This is a genomic window from Acaryochloris marina MBIC11017, from assembly GCF_000018105.1.
Classification (GTDB): Bacteria; Cyanobacteriota; Cyanobacteriia; order Thermosynechococcales; family Thermosynechococcaceae; genus Acaryochloris; species Acaryochloris marina.
Map to the genome: position 1 here is coordinate 6,004,977 of NC_009925.1, position 18,925 is coordinate 6,023,901.

Sequence of the window (18,925 nt, forward strand, 5' to 3'; positions counted from 1 at the left end):
TGAATGATTACCGCTTACTTGGTTGAGGCGGCATGGGGTAGTTCTTCAGGCGCAGGTTCGGGCAAAACCCCCATCCGCACTTCAGAATACCAAGTCGCTTGATACAGTTGATTCGCCTGTTTTAATAGACTGATGCGTAAACGCAAATTAGGGCTGGCGAACCATACCCGTTCCTCCAAATGAAATTGATCTTGGGTTCCTGCGAGAATCAGTCTCTGATCACCATCAATTTGAAAATTGAGTCGCATCAAAGGGGCTGTACCCACTTGTTGCAGTATTTCTCCTTGATGGGGTGTGTTTGATAGTGCGACCAACAACAACTCCCCCGTTTCTTGGGGCTGAACCTGAAACCCCTGTTCTTTCCAAGAAATTTTAGCGGCACACTGAGCCACCGTTGGATCAACATCGGCAGCGTTGCACAACTCCAAAACCGCTCTATCTTCCAAGCTCAGTTGTTCCATCCAAAGCTGCGCTGATTGGGCCTCAGAGGATAAATTTCCCATCTGATGGCATGTGCGCTGCGTAAACCATCGGCCGCAACTTTGTTGAATAAATGCCTGGATGTCCATGAAACTGTGAGGGTGGGCAATCCCCTAATTTTAGGACATTGTTCCCCCTGGTATCGAATTTCAGTTGAGGAAACCCTCACGAACACAGATATTCGGCATGGAATTTGATGTGATCTCCGATAAAACTGGCGATGAAATAGTAGCTATGGTCATAGCCTGGCTGCATTCTCAGGGTTAAGGGGCGCTGGGCTTGTTCACAGGCTTCCTGTAAGAGATGAGGCCGCAATTGTTCTTCAAGAAAAGAGTCCGCTGAGCCTTGATCCACTAACAGAGGGCGGTCATCTTGGTAATGATGTACCAACTCACAGGCATCGTATTGCTTCCAAGTTTCCATATCCACGCCCAAATAATTGGAGAAGATTTTATGGCCCCAAGGGCAGCGGGTCGGAGCCACGATGGGGGCAAAGGCGGAAATGGACCGATAGCGATCGCGATTCCGTAACCCACAGACTAAGGCCCCATGGCCGCCCATGGAATGACCACACACGCTCTGCCGCTCATTGGCCGGAAAGAACTGGGCAATTAGTGCTGGTAACTCTTCGACAACATAGTCATACATGTGATAATGCTTGGCCCAAGGTTCCGCCGTTGCATTCACATAAAACCCCGCCCCGGTCCCTATATCCCAATCTTCTTCTGCACCTGGGGTTTCGCCATCTCGTGGACTGGTATCCGGTGCCACTAGCATCACACCATATTCAGCCGCATATCGCTGGGCACCCGCCTTGGTGACAAAATTCTCTTCTGTACAGGTGAGTCCCGATAAAAAGTAGAGCACGGGCACTGGACCTGTCTTCGCCTGGGGGGGCTGATAGACGGCAAAGTTCATGGGAGTTTGGCAGGTTTGGGAGTCATGGCTGTAGAATCCCATGGTGCCGCCAAAACAGACAGTCTCCTGACGACAGGTGAACGATACTGACATAGATGCAATCTAGAGCAACTTCGCCATTATGGAGGATGGAGATGCGATCGCATCCCGAATCACCAGATTGTTTACCTCAATTTACGAATCGCAAATTCGCCCACTATTACTGCTGACCCTGAGATTAGGCGAGCCTAATTGTTACCGCTTTCACGACTGGCGGTTTGGGGATAGAGCCAAGATCAAAAAACGCAGGGCGCAAATAGGGCCGTCGCGATTAATCCCAGGTCATTCGTTTCCATCGCAGCTTAAGGGTAAAAACCTCTGTCCTGCGTCCCTTTAGCTAAATCAATCAACTCAAACCTGCACAGCAGGTCGATTGACTCCGAGCGTTTGTGAACCTGATTCTTATTCTGAAGAATCAAATTTAGATTCATCTGCAAAGACAGGTTAAGCTTCACATTTTTCTCGATTAAGGTTTGATTATGGTTGGTTCAATAACTGCTCCCGAATCAAGTTTTTCAACCCTAGCCAAACCGTTCGGGAATCGCCCTAAAACCCAGTTCAATCACCCCAAATTGGCTATTACTCAGTTCTCAAATCAGCATCCAGAACACTATCTCAATAAAAAATAAACTTACTGACGGTCGTCACCATCTTCAGGTAGTCTGATAGCAACCCTTCCCGCTGAGGGAGCTACACCCAGAATGCAAATAGATTTCCATAACGGTGTCACCTATATCGTGGCCCGTTTGGCTGGGTTCGATCACCCAGAAGCCGATGTCATTGCCCACTGCGCTCAATATGTCGATGACGCCACAAATTCTGGCTTAATTCGCTTTAACAATGGCACCGTATTTAATCACATTAGTTCTGCCCATAAACTGCTGGATTATCGAAATTTTCGCCAGCTCGCAAACTATCAAGTTTGGATTCCGTTTCATTTTTTACCAGGGAATGAAGGACTGGCCGCTCATCAGAACCCCAATGGCACTTTTATCAATAAACTAATCTGCCGCCCTAACAGCCATGTGGCCCAGGATATGTTGCGAGAATGCATCCAGCTCCACCAGACCCATCATGGTCTGTATCGGCTGGGTATTGCTATGCATGTCTATGCCGATACTTGGGCTCACCAAGGGTTTGCTGGTGTTAACCATCAGGTCAATGAAGCCACCAAACTAATCGACTCCCGAGGCAACCTTGATCGCAAATTCACTAAAAAAGTCAAGTCCTACTTCAAAAAGAACCTGGTCGACAATCTCACAGGCCATCTGCTCAGTGAAGTCTTCCCCCTGGGGCATGGAGCAGTCTTAGGGCATCCCGACAAGCCGTTTCTGAAATGGGGCTATACCAACGGCCTGAACGAGAAAATTATCAGAAACAACCCGACAGACTATCTTGAAGCCGCCGATCATATGTGTCAGTGGTTGCGACGCTACCGATTAGGGGATCCAAACGCCCTTGTCCCCGGACTGCCTGCAGCGGATAAAGCTGTAATTGCCGAGCATTTACAATCTATCCACCATAAGGATGATGAGGTGCGATATCGGCAGTGGCTAGACATAATCAACCAGGGGCGATTTAGTTTTGGCAGTGCCCATCTTTCCTACATTCATAAAGGCATAGGCTCTTGGAAACATGATGCGATTGGCACAGAAGCCTTCTTGGATACTGGCGAAGAAGTCTTTCAGTATTACCCCAGTTTTCTTGAAAGCCATTGGAAACGGTTCCACGAAGCCTTAATCGCCCATCGCTCCTATATTGTCGATACATTGCTTCCCCAGTACGACATTCATGTAGGGGGGAATAAAGCTGTTAAATTAACCCGCTGACACCAGTAAAGTTTTGGCAACCACCTGCAGGAGATCCTGATGGACCGTCGCCGAGGTGGCTACAATCAGGCCCGGTCTTTGGTAATTTTGGCTGGTATGTAAGGGCGGCATCGGCTCTCCCGTTAAGGTGGTGACGATACAGCCTGCTTCCTGGGCTAGAAAGGCAATGGCGGCCCCGTCAATAAATTTGCCTGACTCCAGAATCGCCCCTGCTAGCTCTCCCTTGAGGATAGCGTTGATATTGGGGGCAAACTGCTCGTCGGAATAGGCCGTTTTTAAGTCGTTGATTTGGTAGGCAGGACCGACATCGGGAATCTGATCCGACAGTCCCCAACCCAAATAGATCAGGGGTTTGGGATTCTCTATCTGTAGCTTCTGACACTGGTCTAAAGACGCATCTAACGGACCGGAAAAAGTACCCACGCCCCGCAAAGCATAGTAATAGCAATCCTGAGCTGGGGAAATGGCTAATACGGCCTCGTACTCATCATGGTTAAGAACGCCCACAATAATCTGATAATTATCATGGCCATCCAAGTAAAAGCGAGTGCCGTCAATAGGATCGAGGGTAACTAGATAATCTCCTTCCGGTCCCAAATCAATGGAACGAAAATATTTGGTATTGGCGGTTTTTTCATACTCTTCCCCATAGAACCGGATTTGAGGATAAGCCCCCAACAAGGCCACTTCCACAAAGGTTTGAATGGACAAATCGGCATCCGATAAGGCCGCCCCAAAATGATTTTGCTGATCCGTTTTTTCTGGGCAGGCGGCAATAACGGACTGAATATTTTTGGAATAGGCAGCGGCTAATCTTAAGGGCGGCAGTAATGTTTCTAGGATCTGCCGAGGCGTGGGTGAGTTAGACATAGTTTCCATCGTTTACGGGCAAACAACCCCTTCTTACCTTAACTAGGTTAACGTCAGGTATGGGACGGGTTATTGATAAGGTCTAATGGAACGATTTAATTTGCAGGTTTTGGGGCGGTTTTGGAAAATCGCCATTAGCTACTGGAATAGCGAGGAAAAATGGAAAGCACGGGGATTGCTACTACTGGTGATGGTGCTTTCTCTGGGGTATACCGGCTTAAGCGTACTCCTGAATAATCGCCGGGGGGTGATGATTTCTGCCCTTTCCGCCCAGGATGAAGCTCGGTTTTGGCAAACCATTATGATTTTCCTGGGGGTGCTGGTGGCTTATGCACCTATTTTTGCAGGTTATACCTATTTACGCGATCGCTTAGGCTTACAGTGGCGACGCTGGTTGACGAATCGCTACGTGGATAACTATTTCAGCAATCGCGCCTATTACAATCTCAATAATCTGCATACGGACATCGATAACCCGGACCAGCGAATTGCCGAAGATGTGAGAAGTTTTACCCAGGAATCCCTGACCTTTCTGCTGATTATTGTCGATTCCCTATTGGGGATAATTGCCTTTAGCAGCGTTTTGTGGCAAATCTCCTCTTCCTTGGTGCTGTTCTTAGTGCTCTATGCCGTCCTAGGCACTGTGGTGACGGTGGGGGTATTTGGTAAAGGACTAGTCAGACTCAATTTTGCCCAATTGAAAAAGGAAGCCGATTTCCGGTTTAGCCTGGTGCGAATTCGCGAAAACGCGGAATCCATTGCCTTTTATCGGGGGGAGCAACAGGAAGCGGATCAGGTGAAAGAGCGGTTTATGGAAGCCTTTGATAATTTCAAGAACCTGATTATTTGGCAATTGAATTTGAATGTGTTTTCCAATGCCTATGAGTTTTTGCCCTTTATCCTCCCTGCCATTGTTGTTGCCCCTGGCATCTTTGCCGGTGAGTTGGAGGTAGGTAAAGTCTCCGAGGCTCAAGGCGCGTTTATTCGCATCTTCTTTTCTCTGAATTTGATTGTGGCCCGTTTCCAGGAGTTAACCTCCTTTGGGGCAGGGATTGACCGTCTGTATACCTTTGCTGAAAGTTTGGAACAGCCTAACCAGAATGTAACAGAGGAATCAACAGAATCTGATGCTGAGGAGCAAGAGCCTATCAAGCCCACTTTTACCGTAGAAGAAGGAGAAGGCTTATCTCTAGCTGAACTAACCCTGATGACGCCCAATTATCAGAGGACTTTAATTACCGATCTCTCTATAGCCTTATCAGAGGGAGAAGGGTTATTAGTCAAAGGGCCAAGTGGATGCGGCAAGAGTTCCTTACTGCGAGCGATGGCAGGGTTATGGAACTCCGGCCAAGGCACTATCCATCGTCCTCAACCTGGGGATATCCTCTTCCTACCTCAACGACCCTATATGATTGTGGGCAATCTCCGGGATCAGATGATTTATCCCAATATGGAAATTGAGGCCAGTGACGAAGAGCTTAAGGCCATTTTGCAACAGATTAATCTACCGGATTTAGATGAACGGTTTGAGGGATTTGATGCGGTAGAAGATTGGTCTTCGGTTTTGTCTTTGGGTGAACAGCAGCGTCTGACTTTTGCTCGGCTGTTACTAAATAAGCCCCAATATGCCATTCTTGATGAGGCTACGAGTGCTTTGGATTTAAGTAATGAAGCCTCTCTTTATCAGCAATTACAGCATCTAGAAACCACCTTTTTGAGCGTGGGCCACCGATCAACCCTCACGAATTATCATGAGCGCACTCTGAAATTGGCAGCAGATACCACCTGGGAATTATCTGAGTCTGAGCAGGTGGAGAATGCGATCGCATAACCTGGATTGCTCAGGTGCATAAAGGAGAGGCTCAACTTACTCTTCTAAGAAAGGGTTGCCTCTGTCCATTACACCTACTAAACGTTGAGAGAAGATCATCCAAAGTGGCCGATCAATTAGCTAAATTATTAAATCAGATCATTCCAGATGAAAAAATCTTGTCAGACCTCTGGGAAATTGTAGATGATGGAAATAATAAAGTTGAGCTGAATGATACTTGGATTGAAATCCCAAACAAGATCCAGATCGATATTGTGACAAAAGCCTACTTTCTAGAGTCGTTTCCCAATATTGGTTTTGGGGTCTATAAAGTTCTTCTAGCCTTAGGTGGATTCAACCAAGACTTGCATGACTTCCATTCTGCTGGAATATGCTTCTCAACAATGTTCTACGATGAAGAGATTAAATTGATCTCCATTGATTTTCACAAAGAATTTAGATAAATCTTTGAAAATACTATGAATTATCCGAACTAATGCTGCTCATTCGTCAAGCAGAACTACAAGATTTAGAAGTAGTCAAATCTTTTTACAATCGTTGCCACTATGGTGGTGGATGCCAAGAGGTAGACCTGATTTTGATGGCATATTTAGAAGCGCAGCTTGTAGGTGTGGTCCGGCTTTGTCCAGAACATCAAGTGATTGTTCTACGAGGAATGCAGGTATTAAAGCCTTTCCAGAGACAAAGGGTTGGTTAACAGCTCCTTCAAGAATGTATTGAGCGTCTTAGCAGTCAAATCTGTTACTGCATCCCTTGGACACATCTAGTGGAATTTTATCGACAGGGTGGATTTGACATAGCCCTATTGGATGAGATGCCAAATTTTCTCCGCAAGCGATTTGAGGGGTATCGAAAGCAGAAGATGGAAGTCAGCATTATGCGGAGATTACCAATCAACTGACAATCTAAATTGGAAAATAAATGATTAAGGTAAACATCAGCACAATTAAAGTCAAAAATGATCACCCCTACAAGTGAAATAAATAAACGCTTCCCAAGCGGTACAAAGGTAAGAGTTATTGTTCGTAGTCACGTTCGTTTTGGCTATTTTGTAGATATACCGGGAATTGAAATCCGTGGACTTTTTGAAACTGTAGGATATGAGCCTTCGGAAAAGCCAAATTTAGAAATTGGCTCCACCATTGAGGCGGTCATACAACAATTCAGGGACTCTAAAGAGCCATTAAAAAGGCAATTTCGCCTAACAGTTCATCCTGCAGTCCTTGCAAATCCTTCTCTAATTAAGCTGTTGCAGGATTAATGCGCTTTTCTCGCTATTGCAAATTATAAATCAACCTCGCTGTTCATGTAGTTTTCATTGCCCGCTATGTTGGAAATATAGTAGTATTGCTTGGCAATAGTAACGCTTCGCAGTACTATTATGATAGTAAGGTTTAGCTCCAAAGAAACGAAGCTTATCTTCTATGGCTACACATCTCGTGTATATCCACCTGATATCCAAAAGATTGCGTTACGCAAACTCCTCATACTTGATGCCGCGGCATCAGTGGATGATTTGCGTATTCCTCCAGGAAATCGATTAGAGAAGCTAGCGGGAGATCGTAAAGGACAATACAGCATCCGTATCAATAGCCAATGGCGAATCTGCTTTACCTGGACAGCAGAAAATAATGCCGATCAAGTTGAAATCGTTGATTACCATTGAGAAGAATATGGAAAACGGTCGTCTGCCAATTATTCACCCTGGAGAAATCTTAAAACTAGAGTTTCTTGAGCCGCTGGATCTCACGCCATATCGTTTAAGTAAGGATATTGGTGTTGCTCAAACCAGAATTAGCGAAATATTGTCTGGGAAGCGTAGTATTACTGCTGATACAGCCCTTCGTCTATCTCAGTATTTTGGCAACAGCGCTCAATTCTGGTTGAACTTACAGACACAATATGATTTACGCCAAGCTCAGGAAGCCAATAGAGGTGTATACAGCCAAATTCCAACCATACAACTTGCTCACCTGTCATCCTAAACAACGTAAGGACACTAAGCTAATTTGTTAAGATTCAGATCTTTCCGTAGAGGGTCTATCAATCGCTGCTGGCCAATTACTGAATACTGACGGCATTCTCAAAATAGGGACTTAGCAAGCTTTCAACCTCTTCTTCAGGCCGATGTCCAAACCAGCTAGATAAGACATTGCGATCTTGATCAAAGAGAACCCAACTTGGGGTTCCTGGCAGAAAATTGAGATGGAAGATTTCACGATCAAATGCGATCGCAAACTTTAACGGTATCGCGTATCGTTCAATCTGCTTTTGCTGAAAATACTGTTGGGTCACCCCTACCATCTCACCAGACTGCAAGAGCTTCAGGGTATTTGCCACCGTGTTCAGTTCAAAGTCTTCAAAGGTCGTCGATAAACCTAGGATGTTGATGCGATCGCAATACTTCTCATGAAGTTTGGCTGCCAGCGGTAATGCATAAATAAAACAGCCTGGACAATTCACTTGAAAGATCAATATGAGATTGAGTGGCTGAAGGGTAAAGTCTCCCTGAAGAACCTGCTCAGTCCGAAGATGAAATTTGGTCATATTGCAACGCCTCAATGTGGACAATTCCATAAAGCTAGATTCGCTTTCAATTCACTCTAGTGCAGAGATCTGTAAATAGTTCATCAGCTATAGTCGAGGTTGGAATCCCTTAAATTGCCATTGGAAAGGTTTGGCCATCGTGTGATTGAAATACTCAATAAATTCGAGGATGCGCTGTTGCAAATCATCCTTGGAGGTGAAATTGCCTCGACGAATCAATCGACGCACCAAAATACTAAACCAGCATTCAATCTGATTGAGCCAGGAGGTATGTTTGGGGATATAAACAAATCGGATCCGATGGCTGGGGTCGCTCAAGAAAGCTGTGCGAGTCTCCATCGATTTGAGAATACCGGATTGACCTTTAACACCTAACTCTGAATCCATACCGCAACAAGCAGCAACCCATCGCACCAAGGAAGCAGAGCGATGGGTATTGAGTTGGTCGAGTAGAAAAATCCATCCATCGTCCGGTGCTGTTTCAACGGTATTGGCAATATGATTGGCAAAGTCAAACTCTTTTCGAGTGGGTCCGATAGAAGGCGCAATCACCTTTCCCAGAGCCACGTGCCAGTTGGCAATCAAACTGAGGGTACCGTGCCGTTTATATTCAAATTCCAAGCGACGTGGTTGCCCTGGTTTCATGGCTTGGTCTAGGTATAGTCGTTCAAGCGCTTGAATGCCCGTCATTTCATCCGTACTGACAAGGTGAATCTGTTGAGCTGCCAATTCAGCTGCTGAGTCATACAGTTGACAAATCTGACGCACTTTCGCCTCGAACACCTCTGGGTCCTCAGGGTTAGCATTGAGCCAATAGCGACTCCGATGGGGCTGCAGCTGAGCCTCTCCCCAAAAAACGTCTCACACTGCTGGCCGACAGGTGAGGGACGATGCCGCGTTTAATCGCTTCATCAGCAATCTCTTCAGGTGTCCATTGACTCACAGGTCGGGCTGAGTCCTGGGGAGATTCACAGGCAATAGCCACAATTTGGATCACCTGCTCTGGGGTAAAGGTGGGTGGGACACCTGGACGCGGGGCATCTGTTAAAGCCTCCAACACTTGCTGGTGCAATTCTGTTTCGCTGTCGTCTACCTGCTCACAAAGGGCAAGACGCTCTTGATTATCAAGCCAGCGCTGACGCCAATAGCGAACTTGGTTGCGGTCGAGTTGCCATTGACGGCTAATCTGGGTGTTACTTTCGCCTGAGGCGGCTGATAGGATGATGCTTGCTCGACGTACCAAGCGATAAGGATTGGTGGTTTGTCGCACGATTTGGGTCAAACAATGGTGTTGTTGCTGCGATAGTTCGATTGGAGAAGCTTTGGGAGTTGGCATTGGCAGAAATCATATCTTGTGAAGAGGGTTTCTCTGACACTATCCGATTGATGACCAATCTTGTATAACTGCCGGATTATCTTCAAAATCTAGGACTAGGGGGCTTTCTAAAGTCGGTGTAACCCTCACCAATCCCGAAGATTCCCCCGGTATTGGCATCTACTCACACCCGTAAACAGTTGGTTTGCCTAGCAGCATCTTCAGAATTTCGAACATGCTGCTAGAGAGACACTTACTTCAAATCCGACAAATTAGCTCCGAAATTGATGTGAAACGGTACACCTTCTAGCACCAAAGCTGGCACAGACTTTACCCCCACTGATTCAGCCTCAGAAATGCGAGATGATTGGCTTCCCAGATGGACAATTTCTACTTCGTAGCGAGACGTATCAATTGCCTGGGCTAGATTAGCCTCCGCTGCTACACAGACTGGACAACCGGCATGGTAAAAAATGGCTTTCTTACTCATCATTTCCTCCTAGATTGGGAATGTTTGGTGATGTGTTTATGCTCCTAACCTAAGCGGATTAAGCTATCTAGAACAGAGGGCACTTTTTGGTGGGGTAGGTACTTTTTGGTGTAATTTGGCGAAATATCGAGAGGATTATTTTGTAAATAAATGCAAAGTAACTATCAAAAGCTCGAGGATGTTATCGGATGCAAATGGTCCGTTTCTGTCCTAATTGCTATTGGGGATGGGGTTATTAGGCCCAGTGCTCTGGAAAGACATATTGAGGGTATTTCTAGAAAAGTCCTTACAGAGCGACTGCGGAAGTTAACGGCCTATGGACTCCTAGAGAAGCAAACTTTTCCTGAGGTCCCTCCGCGTACAGAGTACGCCTTGACCGCAACTGGCAAGAAACTCATTAAAATCATTCAACAGATTCACTCTCTCGACTCAGAACTGGACGCAGAAAGTCGTAATGATGGTGAGTACTGAATATTTTCCCTAACATGCACTGAACTAGAAGTGCGTAAGCGAGCCATTGAGGTACCTGTACGGTCACTGAAACGCCGATGATTCAGAGATATTGATGCGCGGGAGCTAGAGTGAAGGATGCGGGGTGCGATCGCACAATAATACCCCCAACGAATCATTATGGGTCGCTGTCCCTAACCCTTTTAACAACTCGTTCTCAGACGCTTGCTCAAATCTTAGTGAGAAATTATCAAGTCTTTAAAGTTCCCTTTATGCAGGTAGGCTATCACTGTAAGAGTCTCTGTAAGTGCCCGTTGATAGCTCGGTAAAGACTACAAAATACTCTTTTCAAAACTGAAAATTGAATCTTGGTATGAACTCATCTCACTAAAGGTATGGAGCCTCTATTTAGATGGTCCTCTCGTCTTCTAGGTCAAAATTTTCTGTACTGACCCAGGCTGATAATCTTGAGAATTATACGATGATTGTCGAATTACCAAAACTCACCGTTCTATACCGATTTGATTTGGAAAAATTTATTCCTATCGTCCCTCATCTGAGAGAGTGGGATATCTTCAATGTACTGGCATTTAGGATGGATAACTGCCACATTAGCCTGCAACGATGTTGTGGAAGGGCGGATGTAGAGATTGAGGTGTTTTGCCGCAATCTTGCGGGTGATTCAAGCCAATCAATGGGTTGCTATCCTAATTCTCAAATTAGGCTCTATCAAATCAGAGCACTAAATAATAATAAAGACTCTATCCTCTAGCCCACTCTACTTCTCGCTCAAGGTAGTACAGCGCAATAGGTGTCCAATAAGGTGAGGATGCCGAATATGCTTGAGTTTGTGAGGCTGTTGATTGAGCTTGATTCTCCAGATCTGAGGAATCTTTAATAACTGGAATCTGAGTGCAAATATGGTCTGGCATAACAACCTTCACTAGTAATATTGATATTTCTTGAAAAGTTTGCAGTAGCAAGAGGATAAATCAGTTAACAGAGCTGATAATCTACCAAAATGCTGTCGCAACAGATGATAGTTTCTGTCGCTATTATGGGTGGAGTGATAAGGCTTGACTGTGATTAACGTCAGTCAGGATAGTGATTAACGTTAATCGCTAATCATCTGAATTAATTATTAAATGGTTCTCATCCTGAAATCTGTTAAATAGAATACGGTCAGTTAGGATTAAACGATAAAATATGCCCCTTATTCATCTTTTTTGGGTAATAGACGATGAATAAGGGGCAAAAGGGAATTTCAGGGAATATAGCTTCCTGTTATTGCTCAGCGTAGTCTGATAGCGGTGCACAGGAGCAGACCAAGTTACGATCGCCATAGGCATTGTTAATCCGACTGACGGCAGGCCAGAACTTAAATTCCCGAGTCCAGGGTGCAGGATAAGCTGCCTTCTCTCTTGAATAAGGTCGGTCCCAGCTATCGGCAATGACCACATCGGCAGGATGGGGTGCATTTTTTAAGACGTTGTTCTGGGCGTCTGCCTGGCCTGCCTCAATTTCGGCAATCTCTGCTCGGATGGCAATCATTGCTTCGCAGAATCGGTCTAGTTCAGCCTTGGATTCGCTTTCCGTCGGCTCAATCATAATAGTGCCAGGGACTGGCCAAGACACGGTCGGTGCATGATAGCCATAGTCCATCAGTCGTTTGGCAATATCTTCGACCTCAATCTCAGCCGTTTTCTTCACGCCTCTTAAGTCCAGAATGCATTCATGGGCCACTAAACCCGACTTACCCTTGTAAAGGACGGGGTAATAAGCTTCCAGGCGCTTGGCAATATAGTTCGCATTCAGTATCGCCACCTTGGTTGCCTGAGTTAACCCCTTCGCGCCCATCAAGGCAATATACACCCAAGAGATGGGCAGAATACTGGCACTCCCCCAAGGGGCAGCCGCTACGGCACCAATGCCTGCTTCTCCTCCCATGGAGACGACTGGATGTTGAGGAATAAACGGAGCAAGGTGGGCTGCTACGCCAATTGGCCCCATGCCTGGGCCACCGCCACCATGGGGAATACAGAATGTCTTATGCAAATTCAGGTGACAGACATCCGCTCCAATATCACCAGGACGACATAACCCTACCTGGGCGTTGAGGTTAGCGCCATCCATATAGACCTGCCCGCCACACTCATGGATCAGGTCACAGATCTCTTGAATGGTTTCTTCAAAGACGCCGTGGGTAGACGGATAGGTCACCATCAGGGCCGATAGATGGTCGCGATGCTGTTCTGCTTTTTGGCGCAGATCGGTCATATCGATATTGCCCAGCTCATCGCAGGCTACAACCACCACTTTCATCCCAGCCATCACTGCACTGGCAGGATTGGTGCCGTGGGCAGAGTCTGGAATTAAGCAGATATTGCGATGGGTTTCTCCTCGGCTAGCGTGATATTGATGAATCACCAACAAGCCGGTGTATTCTCCTTGGGAACCCGCATTGGGTTGAAGAGAAATCCCGGCAAATCCAGTAATTTCTGCCAGCATGGCTTCCAACTGCTGGAAAAGCACTTTGTAACCCTGGGCTTGCTCCACGGGGACAAACGGATGGAGTTGACCAAACTCAGGCCAAGTCACGGGCACCATCTCCGAGGTACCATTCAGCTTCATGGTGCAGGACCCCAGGGGAATCATGGAGGTGGTTAAAGACAAATCCTTAGCCTGCAGTCGATGCATATAGCGAAGCAGCTCTGACTCTGAATGGTAGTTGTTAAAAACCGGCTCAGTCAGATAAGGGCTGGTGCGTTGATGCAGCTCAGGATAGTCAATGGTGGTTTCAGCTAGTAAATCTTCTAGGGTAAAGCTCAGTTCACCCGAAGAAAATAGGCTGAGGACATCCCAAAGATCCTTTGGGGTGGTGGTTTCATCAAAAGCTATGCTTACAGTCTCATCATCTAGATACCGAAGATTGATGGATTGGGATTGCGATCGCACCCGCAATTCCTCCGCCGACAACGTTCCTAACTTCACCGTTACCGTATCGAAGAATAGCGCTGAGGTCAGTTCAAACCCCAGCTTCTTCAACCCAGCTCCTAGCAAACTGGTTAATCCATGCACCCGGTTCGCGATTTGTTTTAACCCTTGAGGACCGTGGTAGACCGCATACATCCCAGCAATCACAGCTAATAAAACTTGAGCTGTACAAATATTGCTGGTCGCCTTATCCCGACGAATATGTTGTTCACGGGTTTGCAGCGCCAGTCTTAGGGCTGGCTTATCTTGAACGTCATGGGAAATTCCGACGATGCGACCGGGAATTTTGCGCTGATAGGCTGCTCGGGTTGCAAAAAATGCGGCATGGGGACCGCCATACCCCAGAGGTACGCCAAACCGTTGGCTATTACCCACGGCAATATCAGCGCCCCATTCTCCCGGAGGTGTTAGCAATAGTAGGCTGAGCAAATCTGTGGCTACGGTGACTAAGGCTCCGGCCTGATGGGCAGCTTCTACAAAGGTTCGATAGTCATGAATGCTCCCATCTGTAGTCGGGTATTGGAGCACTGCTCCAAAGGTTGCATGGTCAGCAAAATCATATTGCTGGTGATCACCGACAATGACCTCAATGCCTAGGGGCAATGCCCGAGTACGAATAATATCAATGGTTTGGGGATGGCATTGCTCTGAAACAAAAAAGGTGTTAGCCGTCTGCTTCTTTTGCAGGTTATAGCTCATGGCCATCGCCTCAGCCGCAGCAGTCCCTTCATCCAACAGGGAGGCATTGGCAATTTCCAAACCCGTTAAGTCCATCACCATGGTTTGGTAATTGAGCAGAGCCTCTAATCGACCCTGGGCAATTTCAGCTTGGTAGGGGGTGTATTGGGTATACCAACCTGGGTTCTCCAGAATATTCCGCTGAATGACTGGAGGGGTAATACATCCGGCATACCCCATGCCAATATAGGACCGAAAAATTTGATTCTTAGCAGCAATTGAGCGTAATTCTTGGATTAGCTCATATTCTCCCCGCTCATGCCCCAACTTTAGAGGCTGCTTGAGGCGAATTTGAGTAGGTACTGCTGCATCAATCAACGCCTCCAAGTCTTCAACATTCATCGTGTCTAGCATCTGATTGATGTCTGATTCGCTGGGGCCGATGTGGCGGTGAGCAAAGGTATCAGATGGTTTCAGGAGTGTAGCCAGGGAATCAAACTTGCTGATATCTCCTGAAGAGGATGAAAGTCCAGCAAAAACGGGAGTCGATGTTGGGGATTGGGTCATAATCAGCAAATATGCCTCAAACAATGAGTCTATGTAGGACAGGCGTATAGGGGATGTTTAAGCACCCTACTCGGTAAATAGGGGTGAAAATTCTATAAGTTTAGCAAAGAGATATGTAGCAAAATGATCATTCTGCACTTTTAATAGGTTCTTAGTTACCTATCAGCCCTCTCAAAACAGAGGGGAATCGACGCATGACGGGAAAAAAGTAACGGGACTGGGCGGACTCGAACCGCCGACCTAGCGCTTAGGAGGCGCTTGCTCTATCCAACTGAGCCACAGCCCCAACTAGAAAAAGACCGAGAACATCACTAGAGTGTTAACGGCGACTGTAGAAAGGCCACATCATCATAACAAGATAGTCTGTCCTTCCAAATCGCATCATAGGAGAGCGTAAATTGCTGCTGAAGTTGGTGAAAGTGTGATTGTTCTTTTTTCAAACCATCAAAAGAGGTCACCAACTTTACTGGACTACTGTGGCAGAGAGGATAACCTAGAAAAAATTTGGGTAACGTAAAGAATGGATATGCGATTAAGGGACAGTCATGAATCATCGAAGCGGCAGGTTTAAAGGGGTTGGAGGTCTCAGCCTGTTCTACCAAACCTGGCAGCCTCTGAATCAAGTCCAGGCTAATGTTGTCATTGTGCATGGGTTAGGCAGTCACTCCAATACGTTTACCACCCTTGTAGGCCACCTGGTTAAGTGTGGATATGCAGTTTATAGCTTCGATCTGCGAGGACATGGACAGTCCGAAGGAATGCGCGGTTATATCAACCGATGGTCTGAATTTCGAGAAGATTTAAGGGGATTTATCCACTTTGTGACAACAGACTCTCCTCGATGTCCTTCCTTTATTTATGGCCACAGTTTAGGGGCAACCATTGCTTTAGATTATGTTGTTCGTCTCCCCCATGGCATTCAAGGGGTTATTTTGAGTGCGTTGCCGATTGGCAAAGTTGGACTATCTCCCGTTAAATTCTTTATCGGCCGAATTTTGTCTTCCATTTGGCCCAGTTTTGCTCTTAATACAGGAATTGATTTATCGGCGGGCTCTCGTAATCCTGCCGTTGTTCAGGCTCATGCTCAAGATCCTCTCCGCCATACCCGGGGTAGGGCTCGGATGTCGACAGAATTTTTCTCAACGTTGGATTGGTTAAACGCCCATGTTGAGGAGTTGAAAATTCCAGTGCTTATGCTGCATGGTGCGGCTGATCGAACGATTCCACCGGACTCTAGTCGTGATTACTTTCAAGGCATTACCTATTCAGATAAAACATATATTGAATATCCGAATGCTTACCATGATCTTCATCTAGATCTCGGTTATCAGACGGTTTTAGCGGATGTGGAACATTGGTTGGAACATCATCTGACCCACTCTGCACTGCCAGAAAAAGCTTGAATAGAAATTTAGTTCAGACTCTTGAATAACCTGGTTTCATTAGGAATTAACTCAATACTACTTCAGTGAAATGTCTTGTTTATGAGTTAAACACATGGCAATGCCTTTTTCGTAATAGGCTGCTTCATTGATAAAAATGGGCCAAACAGTCGAGCAACCTTCATAGAAAAGAGTTTGGTCTTCAAAGGTTAAGAATATCGGATCACCTGGATTTAGGGGTTGATAGTCCCTGCCTTGAAGTTGAGGATGAATCATACCTGCTAATTCTCCATTTGATGTTTTTGGATAATCGACGACCTCAAGATGCTGAAATAGAGTGAGTGTTTTGGGTAAAGGAGGGGAGGCGCCTCGATTGACCTGCTCTAAATAGTCCAGGGTTTGATGAATTAAGGTTTCGGTCTCCTTAAATAAGGAAGCCAGAAGGATGCCTTGGGGAATTGGCCCCACTTCGATGGCGAAACCCAGTTGACACAGGGAGCTGACAAAAGCATTCTCCTGATTCTCTTGGGTCCAACGGTAGACCCGCACTTGAGGATTGTGATGGGTCAAGTAGGCCGCTAAATGGAGATTAAAGGGATGGTCATTTACCAGTATGAGAGTTAACCCCATATTGGCTGTGGTGGAATGTAGATCTAATAGGAAATTTTCGGAATTCCCTTTAGGCCCTAATTGCTCGTGAAGGACTTTAGCCTGTTTCTCTTCGTGTCGACCTAACAGATGATTATCTAAATCAGCTTTGATAAAACACCGGTTCAAATCAGTTTCAATGTATCGTTGATTTTCTTTGCAGGCTTGAGGATTACCAATGAGACAATTGGTTGTCAGGTTAGGTCGAAAGAGTAATGATGAATCTTGATTAAATTTCTTGACTAAATACAATCCTATACGTTCATTCCCATGGGTTCCCCCGACAATGACAACCTGTCGAATATGATTGGTGTTCAATAGATAGCCTCAAAAGCATTATATTGTTTTGTGGAGGTCATAATTACCAATCTATACGGCAAAAAATGGAGTAAAGGTAGTTAAGAATGACAAATATAAGTATGGGGTTTCTAAAATAATTGAAAACTCTTAAGTGGATTACCAATACCCTGCTTCATAATTTTATCAAGTCCTCATGATTAGGGAATAATAAAATTACCCCCTTTGTATAGTTTGCTCCTTATGCGCATTAGGTCTCCTCACCAGACCTCCCTCCGCCAGCGTTTAAGCATCGGTCTAGGAACGATGTTAGTCCCCTTTTTATTACTGGCAGGAGGGGCATTGGTATCCTTTGAGGGGGCAATAGATAGTTTTGAAAAGCAAGAAAATGTTGGACTAGAAGAATTATTCCCCTTAGCTAGAATAGAGGGATTAATGCTTGACATTTCTGGGGTTGTAAATGTAGAAGATACTGCCTCAAAAAAAGTTTCTGTTGCTAAATTTAAAAAAACTGCTGCTGATATTAACTACAATTTCAAAATTATCTTAACTCGGCCTTCACAATTGCCTGAACGGAATGAATCGATATACCGAATTCAGGAAGAATGGAATCAACTAGAAGATTTAGGCTTAGAGATCGTAGGATCTAGTAGTCAGGCTTATAAAGCTGATAAAACTGCCAAAATATCCGAATTTCAGTTAAAACTGCAGGAAATACTGCAAAATGTACAAGAGCTCAATTATCGACTCATTGCATTTCAAAATACTGAAAATCTTCGACAAGCTCAATTAGTCAGAGGAAGGGTCAGGCTATTAGTTGCCATCATTTTCCTTTTGGCTTTAACCATAGCGGTGATTTGTGCCTATGCTTTATCTCGATCGATCTTGGTTCCTTTGTATCGGTTACAAGAGGGGGTAAAGCATTTAGCAGATGGCAACTTGAAATATCGAATTAAACTCAAAACCCAAGATGAGTTTTCTCGCCTAGCCAATACTTTTAATGCCATGGCAGGAAGTTTAGAGCAAAGCCAAACAGATTTAGAACGGTTAGCAACTTTAGATGGCCTGACGGAGGTGTATAACCGCCGAGAATTTAACCGCTGGTTATCGGTGGAGTTTGAACGCTCTAGACGCGATGAACATCCCGTTTCTTTAATTATGGTGGATCTCGATCATTTCAAACAACTAAATGATACCTATGGTCATCAGGCTGGGGATGAAGCGTTATGTTGTGTTGCTCAACTTCTCAGGAAAGAAGTGCGTCCAGGGGATATCGTCAGCCGCTATGGCGGAGAGGAATTTGCGATTATATTACCCAAATCCTCTGTAGAAGACAGTGTGGCGGTGGCCCATCGTATTCGTCGAGAAATTGCAATTCAACCCATTCGTATTTCTTCGGAAGATCGCATCCATCTAACGGCAAGTTTGGGGTTAGCAACATTTCCGAGTGATGTGCAGTCAGAAGAGGCACTTTTACGAAAAGCCGATCAGGCCCTATTTCAAGCGAAGAAACTGGGCCGAAATCGAGTTTGTTTGGCAACAGAGGTCTCTCGATCAAGTCCAGGTTAATTTGCTCAGTTTTCTTCTCTT

Annotated in this window: 20 protein-coding genes and 1 tRNA gene; 10 read left to right on the forward strand and 11 right to left on the reverse strand. The window is 45.6% G+C overall.

Annotation, left to right across the window (positions count from 1 at the left end; translation table 11 throughout):
* Nucleotides 1-14: 14 nt before the first annotated feature.
* The 3 genes from AM1_RS26765 to AM1_RS44490 form a co-directional block, all read right to left on the reverse strand.
* Nucleotides 15-569: a phycobiliprotein lyase gene (locus tag AM1_RS26765; RefSeq protein WP_041660591.1), complete on the reverse strand. Its 555-nt coding sequence runs from the start codon at nucleotides 567-569 to the stop codon at nucleotides 15-17.
* A 76-nt stretch (nucleotides 570-645) separates the two neighbouring features.
* The gene (gene fghA, locus AM1_RS26770) at nucleotides 646-1,491 is read right to left on the reverse strand and encodes an S-formylglutathione hydrolase (protein ID WP_012166080.1); all 846 of its coding nucleotides are present in this window, start codon (nucleotides 1,489-1,491) and stop codon (nucleotides 646-648) included.
* A 182-nt stretch (nucleotides 1,492-1,673) separates the two neighbouring features.
* Entirely contained in the window at nucleotides 1,674-1,733 is a 60-nt protein-coding gene (locus tag AM1_RS44490) for a hypothetical protein (protein WP_071819994.1), read from the reverse strand.
* Nucleotides 1,734-2,138: 405 nt separating this feature from the next.
* Between AM1_RS44490 and AM1_RS26775 the strand changes: the two genes are divergently transcribed.
* Complete coding sequence (locus AM1_RS26775; protein ID WP_012166082.1) at nucleotides 2,139-3,266, forward strand: DUF6765 family protein; 1,128 nt, start codon at nucleotides 2,139-2,141, stop codon at nucleotides 3,264-3,266.
* Here the strand turns inward: AM1_RS26775 and AM1_RS26780 are convergent.
* Nucleotides 3,255-4,136, reverse strand: a complete 882-nt coding sequence (locus tag AM1_RS26780) for an inositol monophosphatase family protein (protein WP_012166083.1) — start codon at nucleotides 4,134-4,136, stop codon at nucleotides 3,255-3,257. The genes AM1_RS26775 and AM1_RS26780 overlap by 12 nt on opposite strands.
* A gap of 85 nt (nucleotides 4,137-4,221) precedes the next feature.
* Here AM1_RS26780 and AM1_RS26785 point away from each other — a divergent pair, with 85 nt between their 5' ends.
* The 6 genes from AM1_RS26785 to AM1_RS26810 all read left to right on the forward strand — a co-directional run bounded on the left by AM1_RS26785 (nucleotide 4,222) and on the right by AM1_RS26810 (nucleotide 7,952).
* Nucleotides 4,222-5,967 carry an ABC transporter ATP-binding protein/permease gene (locus tag AM1_RS26785; protein ID WP_012166084.1) on the forward strand — a complete coding sequence of 582 codons (1,746 nt, stop codon included), beginning with the start codon at nucleotides 4,222-4,224 and terminating at the stop codon, nucleotides 5,965-5,967.
* A gap of 104 nt (nucleotides 5,968-6,071) precedes the next feature.
* Complete coding sequence (locus AM1_RS26790) at nucleotides 6,072-6,410, forward strand: hypothetical protein (protein WP_012166085.1); 339 nt, start codon at nucleotides 6,072-6,074, stop codon at nucleotides 6,408-6,410.
* A gap of 32 nt (nucleotides 6,411-6,442) precedes the next feature.
* Complete coding sequence (locus tag AM1_RS42925) at nucleotides 6,443-6,664, forward strand: N-acetyltransferase (RefSeq protein ID WP_012166086.1); 222 nt, start codon at nucleotides 6,443-6,445, stop codon at nucleotides 6,662-6,664.
* A 261-nt stretch (nucleotides 6,665-6,925) separates the two neighbouring features.
* Nucleotides 6,926-7,228, forward strand: coding sequence for a hypothetical protein (locus AM1_RS26800; protein WP_041660592.1), 303 nt, complete (start codon nucleotides 6,926-6,928; stop codon nucleotides 7,226-7,228).
* 120 nt (nucleotides 7,229-7,348) lie between these two features.
* The gene (locus AM1_RS26805; RefSeq protein ID WP_041660594.1) at nucleotides 7,349-7,633 is read left to right on the forward strand and encodes a type II toxin-antitoxin system RelE/ParE family toxin; all 285 of its coding nucleotides are present in this window, start codon (nucleotides 7,349-7,351) and stop codon (nucleotides 7,631-7,633) included.
* A 7-nt stretch (nucleotides 7,634-7,640) separates the two neighbouring features.
* A complete protein-coding gene (locus tag AM1_RS26810; RefSeq protein WP_012166089.1) occupies nucleotides 7,641-7,952 on the forward strand; it encodes a HigA family addiction module antitoxin in 312 nt (103 codons plus the stop codon).
* Between the two features lie 76 nt (nucleotides 7,953-8,028).
* Here AM1_RS26810 and AM1_RS26815 read toward each other — a convergent pair whose 3' ends face one another.
* From AM1_RS26815 to AM1_RS26830, 4 genes are all read right to left on the reverse strand, one after another.
* The gene (locus AM1_RS26815; RefSeq protein ID WP_012166090.1) at nucleotides 8,029-8,514 is read right to left on the reverse strand and encodes a TlpA family protein disulfide reductase; all 486 of its coding nucleotides are present in this window, start codon (nucleotides 8,512-8,514) and stop codon (nucleotides 8,029-8,031) included.
* An 87-nt stretch (nucleotides 8,515-8,601) separates the two neighbouring features.
* Nucleotides 8,602-9,204, reverse strand: coding sequence for a transposase (locus tag AM1_RS43340; RefSeq protein WP_049783824.1), 603 nt, complete (start codon nucleotides 9,202-9,204; stop codon nucleotides 8,602-8,604).
* A gap of 109 nt (nucleotides 9,205-9,313) precedes the next feature.
* Nucleotides 9,314-9,850 (reverse strand): helix-turn-helix domain-containing protein, encoded by a 537-nt coding sequence (locus AM1_RS26825; RefSeq protein WP_049783712.1) that lies wholly within the window; start codon nucleotides 9,848-9,850, stop codon nucleotides 9,314-9,316.
* A 232-nt stretch (nucleotides 9,851-10,082) separates the two neighbouring features.
* Nucleotides 10,083-10,319, reverse strand: coding sequence for a thioredoxin family protein (locus tag AM1_RS26830; RefSeq protein WP_012166091.1), 237 nt, complete (start codon nucleotides 10,317-10,319; stop codon nucleotides 10,083-10,085).
* Between the two features lie 150 nt (nucleotides 10,320-10,469).
* Between AM1_RS26830 and AM1_RS26835 the strand changes: the two genes are divergently transcribed.
* Nucleotides 10,470-10,790 (forward strand): winged helix-turn-helix transcriptional regulator, encoded by a 321-nt coding sequence (locus AM1_RS26835; RefSeq protein ID WP_012166092.1) that lies wholly within the window; start codon nucleotides 10,470-10,472, stop codon nucleotides 10,788-10,790.
* 1,263 nt (nucleotides 10,791-12,053) lie between these two features.
* On the opposite strand, the gene gcvP is transcribed toward AM1_RS26835, so the two are convergent.
* Both gcvP and AM1_RS26850 read right to left on the reverse strand, forming a co-directional pair.
* The gene (gene gcvP / locus AM1_RS26845) at nucleotides 12,054-15,008 is read right to left on the reverse strand and encodes an aminomethyl-transferring glycine dehydrogenase (protein WP_012166094.1); all 2,955 of its coding nucleotides are present in this window, start codon (nucleotides 15,006-15,008) and stop codon (nucleotides 12,054-12,056) included.
* A gap of 212 nt (nucleotides 15,009-15,220) precedes the next feature.
* A tRNA-Arg gene (locus AM1_RS26850) sits at nucleotides 15,221-15,294 on the reverse strand.
* A gap of 259 nt (nucleotides 15,295-15,553) precedes the next feature.
* Here AM1_RS26850 and AM1_RS26860 point away from each other — a divergent pair.
* Nucleotides 15,554-16,411: an alpha/beta hydrolase gene (locus AM1_RS26860; protein WP_012166096.1), complete on the forward strand. Its 858-nt coding sequence runs from the start codon at nucleotides 15,554-15,556 to the stop codon at nucleotides 16,409-16,411.
* Nucleotides 16,412-16,468: 57 nt separating this feature from the next.
* Here AM1_RS26860 and AM1_RS26865 read toward each other — a convergent pair whose 3' ends face one another.
* The gene (locus tag AM1_RS26865) at nucleotides 16,469-17,356 is read right to left on the reverse strand and encodes an aspartoacylase (RefSeq protein WP_012166097.1); all 888 of its coding nucleotides are present in this window, start codon (nucleotides 17,354-17,356) and stop codon (nucleotides 16,469-16,471) included.
* Between the two features lie 222 nt (nucleotides 17,357-17,578).
* On the opposite strand from AM1_RS26865, the gene AM1_RS26870 reads away from it, so the two are divergent.
* Nucleotides 17,579-18,904: a diguanylate cyclase gene (locus tag AM1_RS26870; protein WP_238549096.1), complete on the forward strand. Its 1,326-nt coding sequence runs from the start codon at nucleotides 17,579-17,581 to the stop codon at nucleotides 18,902-18,904.
* The last annotated feature ends 21 nt before the right edge of the window (nucleotides 18,905-18,925 follow it).

Excerpts from the sequence above, each read along its gene's own strand:
- AM1_RS26765 (WP_041660591.1), bottom strand. The coding sequence starts at position 569 with ATGGACATCCAGGCATTTATTCAACAAAGTTGCGGCCGATGGTTTACG.
- fghA (WP_012166080.1), bottom strand. The coding sequence starts at position 1,491 with ATGTCAGTATCGTTCACCTGTCGTCAGGAGACTGTCTGTTTTGGCGGC.
- AM1_RS26775 (WP_012166082.1), top strand. The coding sequence starts at position 2,139 with ATGCAAATAGATTTCCATAACGGTGTCACCTATATCGTGGCCCGTTTG.
- AM1_RS26780 (WP_012166083.1), bottom strand. The coding sequence starts at position 4,136 with ATGTCTAACTCACCCACGCCTCGGCAGATCCTAGAAACATTACTGCCG.
- AM1_RS26785 (WP_012166084.1), top strand. The coding sequence starts at position 4,222 with ATGGAACGATTTAATTTGCAGGTTTTGGGGCGGTTTTGGAAAATCGCC.
- AM1_RS42925 (WP_012166086.1), top strand. The coding sequence starts at position 6,443 with ATGCTGCTCATTCGTCAAGCAGAACTACAAGATTTAGAAGTAGTCAAA.
- AM1_RS26800 (WP_041660592.1), top strand. The coding sequence starts at position 6,926 with ATGATCACCCCTACAAGTGAAATAAATAAACGCTTCCCAAGCGGTACA.
- AM1_RS26805 (WP_041660594.1), top strand. The coding sequence starts at position 7,349 with ATGATAGTAAGGTTTAGCTCCAAAGAAACGAAGCTTATCTTCTATGGC.
- AM1_RS26810 (WP_012166089.1), top strand. The coding sequence starts at position 7,641 with ATGGAAAACGGTCGTCTGCCAATTATTCACCCTGGAGAAATCTTAAAA.
- AM1_RS26815 (WP_012166090.1), bottom strand. The coding sequence starts at position 8,514 with ATGACCAAATTTCATCTTCGGACTGAGCAGGTTCTTCAGGGAGACTTT.
- AM1_RS43340 (WP_049783824.1), bottom strand. The coding sequence starts at position 9,204 with ATGACGGGCATTCAAGCGCTTGAACGACTATACCTAGACCAAGCCATG.
- AM1_RS26825 (WP_049783712.1), bottom strand. The coding sequence starts at position 9,850 with ATGCCAACTCCCAAAGCTTCTCCAATCGAACTATCGCAGCAACAACAC.
- AM1_RS26830 (WP_012166091.1), bottom strand. The coding sequence starts at position 10,319 with ATGAGTAAGAAAGCCATTTTTTACCATGCCGGTTGTCCAGTCTGTGTA.
- AM1_RS26835 (WP_012166092.1), top strand. The coding sequence starts at position 10,470 with ATGCAAAGTAACTATCAAAAGCTCGAGGATGTTATCGGATGCAAATGG.
- gcvP (WP_012166094.1), bottom strand. The coding sequence starts at position 15,008 with ATGACCCAATCCCCAACATCGACTCCCGTTTTTGCTGGACTTTCATCC.
- AM1_RS26860 (WP_012166096.1), top strand. The coding sequence starts at position 15,554 with ATGAATCATCGAAGCGGCAGGTTTAAAGGGGTTGGAGGTCTCAGCCTG.
- AM1_RS26870 (WP_238549096.1), top strand. The coding sequence starts at position 17,579 with ATGCGCATTAGGTCTCCTCACCAGACCTCCCTCCGCCAGCGTTTAAGC.